Origin of the sequence: Dermacoccus sp. NHGro5 (assembly GCF_017565385.1) — a bacterium.
Taxonomy (GTDB): domain Bacteria; phylum Actinomycetota; class Actinomycetes; order Actinomycetales; family Dermatophilaceae; genus Dermacoccus; species Dermacoccus nishinomiyaensis.
Genome location: NZ_JAGEKQ010000058.1, coordinates 1 through 7,275, shown reverse-complemented (window position 1 = coordinate 7,275; position 7,275 = coordinate 1). Strand labels below are relative to the sequence as shown.

General features: G+C 67.5%; 4 protein-coding genes. All 4 read left to right on the top strand.

The window, feature by feature from the left end; genetic code table 11:
* The first annotated feature begins 152 nt into the window (after window positions 1–152).
* The 4 genes from J4Z35_RS14070 (at window position 153) to J4Z35_RS14055 (ending at window position 6,702) form a co-directional block, all read left to right on the top strand.
* Complete coding sequence (locus tag J4Z35_RS14070; protein ID WP_074040599.1) at window positions 153–1,628, top strand: amino acid permease; 1,476 nt, start codon at window positions 153–155, stop codon at window positions 1,626–1,628.
* A 140-nt stretch (window positions 1,629–1,768) separates the two neighbouring features.
* Window positions 1,769–2,821, top strand: a complete 1,053-nt coding sequence (locus J4Z35_RS14065) for an SAM-dependent methyltransferase (protein ID WP_241725142.1) — start codon at window positions 1,769–1,771, stop codon at window positions 2,819–2,821.
* Between the two features lie 72 nt (window positions 2,822–2,893).
* On the top strand, window positions 2,894–4,417 hold the full coding sequence (locus tag J4Z35_RS14650; protein WP_243755126.1) for an aminoglycoside phosphotransferase family protein: 1,524 nt from the start codon (window positions 2,894–2,896) through the stop codon (window positions 4,415–4,417).
* A gap of 455 nt (window positions 4,418–4,872) precedes the next feature.
* Entirely contained in the window at window positions 4,873–6,702 is a 1,830-nt protein-coding gene (locus J4Z35_RS14055; protein ID WP_207623251.1) for a phosphoenolpyruvate carboxykinase (GTP), read from the top strand.
* The last annotated feature ends 573 nt before the right edge of the window (window positions 6,703–7,275 follow it).

The following is a 7,275-nucleotide window of genomic DNA, read 5'->3' as shown; positions in this document are numbered from 1 at the left end:
CCGGGTGGGGCGCCGTCACGTCTGTGCACTCCAGACGCCTCCTCGTGACCGGATCGCTCACGGCGATGACGGCCCTGCGTGCGTTGATGCCGCACGCCTCCCCTAGTGTGTGCGTGCCCAGGCCGCACCCGGCCTCGACGTGAAAGGGAGCGATGTCGACCTCCGCCGACACCCAGAACAACCCGGCGCCCACCGCGGGACGCCCCGCCGACGCCGGTGACCACGGCTATGCGAAGAACCTGAAGAACCGCCACATCCAGATGATCGGCATCGGTGGCGCCATCGGCACCGGACTGTTCCTCGGTGCCGGTGGCCGCCTCGAGAAGGGCGGGCCGTCCCTGCTCATCTCGTACGCCATCTGCGGTGTCGTCGCGATGATCGTCGTGCGCGCCCTCGGCGAGATGGTCGTGCACCGCCCGAGCTCGGGCGCGTTCGTCAGCTACAGCCGGGAGTTCATCGGCGAGAAGGCTGCCTACACCGCCGGTTGGATGCACTTCATCCACTGGGCGACGACGATCGTCGTCGACTGCACCGCGATCGCCCTGTACTTCCACTACTGGGGCTTCTTCAGCGAGCACGTCCCTCAGTGGGTCATCGCAGCCATCGCCCTCGTCGTGACCGTCGCGATCAACCTCGTCGGGGTGAAGCTGTTCGGTGAGATGGAGTTCTGGTTCTCCATCATCAAGGTCACCGCCCTGCTGGGGTTCATGGCCCTCGCGATCTACTTCATCGTCTCCGGCCACCACGTCGGTGGTTCCGCACCCGGGCTGCACAACATCACCAACCACGGCGGGTTCTTCCCGCACGGTCTCGCGCCGATGTTCATGCTCATGCAGGGCGTCATCTTCGCCTACTCGTCGATGGAGCTCGTCGGCGTCGCCGCCGGTGAGGCCGAGAACCCGCTCGAGGTCATGCCGCGCGCCGTCAACTCGGTGCTGTGGCGCATCATCGTCTTCTACCTCGGTTCCCTCGTGCTGCTGACGCTGCTGCTGCCCACCGATGAGTATTCGTCGACGACGTCGCCGTTCGTCACCGCCCTGGCGCAAGCCGGCGTGCCACACGCGGGGGACGTCATGAACGTCATCGTCATCACGGCCGCGGCATCGTCGATGAACTCGGGCCTGTACTCGACGGGACGTGTCATGCGGTCGATGGCCGTCTCCGGTTCGGCGCCGCGCTTCCTCGGCGTCATGAGCGGGCGCGCCGTGCCCGCCGCCGGCATCATCGCGACGGCTGCACTCGGCGCTGTCGGCGTGGTCATCAACTATCTGTGGCCGAGCGAGGCGTTCGAGATCGCGCTCAACTTCGTGTCGGTGTGCATCATCGCGGTGTGGTGCCTCATCATGCTGAGCCACCTCGCGTTCGTCGTGAAGTCGAAGCGTGGCGGCGCCCCGCGGCCCGCGTTCCGCCTGTGGGCCTCCCCCGCGAGCGACATCTTCGCGCTGCTGTTTCTCGTCGCCGTCGTCGTGCTCCTGGCGACCAGTGACAACAAGGGCTTCCTGACGGTCTGCGTCGCCTCCCCCATCGTTGCGATCGTCCTTGTCATCGGGTGGTTCTTCGTGCGGAACAGGATCGACCCCGACGCCTTCGACGCCGAAGAAGCACGCCTCGAGGGCCACGAACACTGACCCTCACCTCGGCACCCTGACGAACCCCCACCTGCCTGATGGGTGGGGGTTCGTGACGTCGCCGGTGCAGGAGGTTCGGTTGTGGCCGACGGCCGCCGACGCGCGATCGGGGTCATGTCGTTCGCCACTAGACTGACCGGGTGATCGAGCTTCCCGTGCTGTTCTCCACCACGCCCGACTACTACCGTTTCGCCGTCGTCGAGCTGCGCCGTGAGCTCGACATCGAGAAGGTGACGCGCGTCGGCGAGGACGCCGGGCTCGTGCAGTTGAAGGACGGCGGCCTCGAACGGATCCACGACCTCGCGACGAGCGGTTACCTCAGGTTCTGCAAGTACCTCGCGAACGTCGAGGCGCACACGCCGACGAAGGCGCATCGGCACGACGACGTCGAGGAGATCGCCGAGTGGGCCCTCGACGCGATGACGACGCGCCTCGAAGCGCTGACCGAGGCGGGCCAATATCGGGCCGGTGACGCCGTGTCGCTGCACACCTGGGATTCGGGGCAGGCGCCCTGGGCGCCGGGCAAGGTGCGTCGCCCCCTGCTCGAGATGCTCATGGACGAAGGTGTCCGCGTCGTCCCCGGCGGCGCCGAGCACACGCTGTCGCTCTGCCTCGGTGAGGATCGTCTGACGACGGGGGTGACGCCGACCCACCTCGGCCTGTCCGACTGGGCCGGCGGGCGCATCCGCCTCGCCGCGCGCAAGGAGCAGGTCAGCCGCGCCGAGTTCAAGCTCGAAGAACTCTTCGGTCTCATCGACGTGCCGCGCGGAGACGTCGCCGTCGACCTCGGCGCGAGCCCCGGGGGCTGGACGCGCATCCTGCGCTCGCACGGTTTCTCGCAGGTGCACGCCGTCGACCCGGCCGACATCGACGAGCGCGTCATGAACCTCGGCGGCGTCGAGCATCACAAGACGACGGCGGGCGAGTTCGTCGCGAAGCACGGCGAGCGCGTCGACCTCATCGTCAACGACATGCGCATGCCGCCGCAGCTTTCGGCGCACACGATGCTCGAGGCGTCCGACATGCTGCGTCCCGGCGGCAGCGCGATCGTGACGTTGAAGCTCGGCACGAACAACCCCGTCAAGCAGGCCGACGAGGCGATGACGATGCTGACGAAGGCGTACGACATCACCTTCGCGCGGCAGTTGCAGCACAACCGCCACGAGATCACGCTGGTGCTCTCTCGCGTGTGATGCCGGCGCTCATCTCCCAGCATCGGGAGAAAATGCGTCGCCGCTCGCCGAGTCGGCTGCAAAACTCCCGTCATGATGAGTTCTGAGCCCGACGCTGCCGACGCTGCCCGACTCTTGCGTGAACAGGCACCTCGCCTTTCGACGCTCGAGGTGCGCCCGAGCAAGACGTCCGGCAGCAGCAACTGGGTCTTCCGGATCGGGGAGCACCTCGCGCTTCGTCCGCCACGCTCGGATGCCTACGCCGACGACCTGGCCAAGGAAGTGACGTGGCTGCCGATGCTCGGAGCTGCCGTGAGAACACCGATCCCCCGAATCGAGTTCACCGGGCGCCCAAGTGCGGTGTTTCCGCGCCGATGGGCCGTCATCACATGGCTCGAAGGCCGCACGCCCAGAGATCTTGAGGCGCCGATGCAGCAAGCGCTTGCCACCACGCTCGGCGAGTTCACCGCAGAGCTCCACGCGCTCGACACCTGCGGCGAAGTGGGCGGCGCCGAGCGCTGGGGCTACCGCTGTGGGGAGCCGGTGAACGACACCACTGACGGCTGGGTGGAGGAAGCAGCCGATGAGCTGAGCGATCTCTTCGACCCGGCTCAGGTGCGCCTGGCGTGGAAGCGGCTGCGCGAGGTCGGCCCCGCGCCTAAGGCCGGGGCCTGGGTGCACACCGACCTGTCGCCCGAGAACGTGCTCGTCGACGCTCGCGGCGCGCTGGCCGGGGTCATCGACTTCGGCGGGCTCGGTGTGGGTGACCCCGCGGTCGACCTGCTCTACGCCTGGGACCTCTTCGACGCACCGGGTCGCGCCGTGTTCGCGCGTGCCGCTGGTGCCGACGAGGCGATGTGGGCCCGTTCTCGCGCATGGGCCTTCGCCGGGCCGGGTCTTCTCACCTTGGCGGACTACCGCCACACCATGCCCGAGCGCACTGCGCGACTTCCCGTGCGACACGACGCGGACGACCTCCCACCCCTCGGCGCGCAACGCCGCTTCTCGCTCGATGTCCGCGTGCTTCTGCGCCTCGGTGGTGTAGTGATGATCGCCGTCGTACTCGATCGCGATCTTCAGCTCGGGGTACGCGAGATCGAGCCGACGACGACGCCCGCCGGCCATCACCTCGACCTGCGCCACCGGTCGCGGCAGCCCCGCAAGGATGAGCAACACGCGCAGCCGCGTCTCCATCGCCGACTCGGCTGCCTCATCGACGAGCCGCACGAGATCCCGCCCGCGCCCGGGCCGCGTGCCGAGCGACTCCGCCCATGCAGCACGAGCTCGCACTGCATCCACCGACCTCAGGCGCAGGACGGCATCGGCGAGAACGACGGCGTCGACGAGGGAGAGCCGCGGAAGAGGCGACGGACGTCATCGGAGGCGAGGTCGCTCCGACTCAAACCCGCCACGAGCGCCTCCTGCGAGGTGAAGGGCAACGGGCCCAATCCGTTCAACCCGGTGCGGCGCCGCTCGGCTACCGCTCGGCGGGACGCGCGACGTTCGGACGACGTTTCAGCTGCGGGTGGAGATGTCGTCATGCCTGCAGGCTCGCGGGTTCGGTGCGACCATGCCGAAAGTTATCCACAGGGCCTGGAAGACCTCGGCGGGTTGTGACCGCCGAAACGCCCGAGCTGGGGGGTTTCGAAGCCGCCTCGCCACCCCCCGGGCCTCCGACGCCCAAGCTTGGGAGTTTCGCACTCAGCGTCCGCGCAACGTTCCGAACGCCTCCGAACGAACCCGCCAACAACCCGTGCCACAGGTCATCGTCGTGGGTGGAAATGTTGAGTTAACGGCGAGTTCGTCGTCACTTTCGACATTCGACACTGAAAACCAACAGGTCACCATGCATTTGTGACTCAGCTCACACGTTTGGTTCGATCGCCCATTTTATCTTGACGTCGAGATACCCGTACGTTCGAAGAGTCCCCATTCGTGCAGCGGAAAACAATCGTGGCCAGCCACGAAACGTCCGCGGCCGGGGTGACCGACGACAGCGATCAGGACGGCACGCGCGGAGATCCCGCTCGGGCCCGATCGCACACTAAGGATGGCCGATCCACATGACGACGATGGACATGCCGAAGGCCGGCGTTCCCACCGAAGGCGGCACGACGCACGAGGGCCTCGCGGCCTGGGTTGCGGAGGTCGCCGAGATGACCACCCCCGACCGCATCCAGTGGGTGACTGGATCGGATGAGGAGTGGAAGCAGATCACCGACAAGCTCGTCGAGCAGGGCACGTTCACGCGCCTCAACGAGGAGAAGAAGCCGAACTCGTTCTACGCCGCGAGCTCGCCGCAGGACGTCGCGCGAGTCGAGGACCGCACGTACATCTGCTCCGTCGACGAGAAGGACGCCGGGCCCACCAACAACTGGATGGACCCGAACGAGATGAAGGACCTCATGCGTGGCCTGTACAAGGGCTGCATGAAGGGCCGCACGATGTACGTCATCCCCTTCGTCATGGGTCACCTCGAGGCCGAGAACCCGATGTTCGGCGTCGAGATCACCGACTCGGAGTACGTCGTCGCGTCGATGCGCGTCATGGCGCGCTGCGGCACGAAGATCCTGAAGCGCATCGAGGAGCTCGGCGAGAACGCCAAGTACGTCCCCGCGCTGCACTCGCTCGGCGCGCCGCTCGCCGACGGCCAGAAGGACGTCGCGTGGCCGTGCAACGAGGAGAAGTACATCGTGCAGTTCCCCGAGGAGCGCACGATCTGGAGCTTCGGCTCGGGTTACGGCGGCAACGCGCTGCTGGGCAAGAAGTGCTACTCGCTGCGCATCGCGTCCGTCATGGCGCGTGACGAGGGCTGGCTCGCCGAGCACATGCTCATCCTCAAGCTGATCTCCCCGGAGAACAAGGTCTACTACGTCGCGGCGGCCTTCCCGAGCGCCTGCGGCAAGACGAACCTCGCGATGCTGAAGCCGACCATCCCGGGCTGGAAGGTCGAGACGCTCGGCGACGACATCGCCTGGATGCGTTTCGGTGAGGACGGCCGCCTCTACGCCGTCAACCCCGAGTTCGGATTCTTCGGCGTCGCGCCGGGCACGAACGAGCACACGAACCCGAACGCGATGGCCGCGATCAACAAGGGCAACAGCGTCTTCACGAACGTCGCCCTGACCGACGACGGCGACGTGTGGTGGGAGGAGCTGGAGAACACGCCGGCTCACGCGACGGACTGGAAGGGCAACGACTGGACGCCCGAGTCGGGCGAGCTGTCGAGCCACCCGAACAGCCGCTACTGCACGCCGATCGACCAGTGCGACATCCTGGCCGACGAGTACAACGACCCGCAGGGCGTGCCGATCTCGGCGATCCTGTTCGGTGGCCGCCGCAAGACGACGGTTCCGCTCGTCACCGAGGCCCGCGACTGGCTGCACGGCACCTTCATGGGCGCGACGCTGTCGTCCGAGACGACGGCCGCCGCGACCGGCGCGGTGGGCCTCGTGCGCCGCGACCCGATGGCGATGCTGCCGTTCATCGGCTACAACGCCGGCGACTACTTCCAGCACTGGGTCAACGTGGGCAAGGACGCCGACGCATCCAAGCTGCCGGCGATCTTCTACGTCAACTGGTTCCGTCGTGACGAGGACGGCGGCTTCCTGTGGCCGGGCTTCGGCGAGAACAGCCGCGTCCTCAAGTGGGTCATCGAGCGCATCGAGGGCAAGGCCGCCGCGGTCGAGACGCCCATCGGCCACGTCCCGACGCCCGAGTCGCTCGACGTCGACGGCCTCGGCCTGACGGACGCGCAGCTCGAGAAGGCGCTCGCCGTCGACGTCGAGGAGTGGAAGGCCGAGATCCCGCAGATCGAGGAATGGTTCGCGAAGTTCGGCGACCAGCTGCCCGTGCAGCTGCAGGTCGAGCTCGACGGTCTCAAGGAGCGCCTCGGCGCCTGAGCCCGTCACGGAGACGCTCACCGCCTCGGTGCCTGCATGAGTAGGTTCCGCCTCGGCGGGGCGTGCGCCAGCAGGTTCCGCTTGGGCGGGGCAGACTCGATGAAGCCCAGCAGGGTGCGTCTCCCCCACGACGTGGCGATCCCGGCCGATCGTCACTGGCCGTCGTCGGTCACGAAGCCTCCCGCGTGCTCACCCGAGCGCCCGGGAGGCTTCGCCGTCCCCCCGGCGATCCTCGTCCCCGTCGGCGAATCCTGTCCCCTTTCGCGATTCTTGGTCACATTCGCATCGGCGCCCGGCGGGAGCACCTCGGCGTCCGTGGCGGCGTCGAAGGTGGACGAGAATCGCAGATGGGGACGCCGTTCGCAGAGGTGGACGAGAATCGCGAAGGTGGACGAAACGGTGGATGTCAACCTGTGGTGAGTCACTCAGGGCCGGGATGGTTGATTCCGGCCCACGCTTTCGGGGCGGGCACTGGCGCGCGGTGGCCGCGGAAACGTTCGGGGTGACGCGCCTGGTAGTAGGCGAGGCTGACTTGGCGGCGCGCGTGCAGAATCTTCCACGACCCGTCGTGCA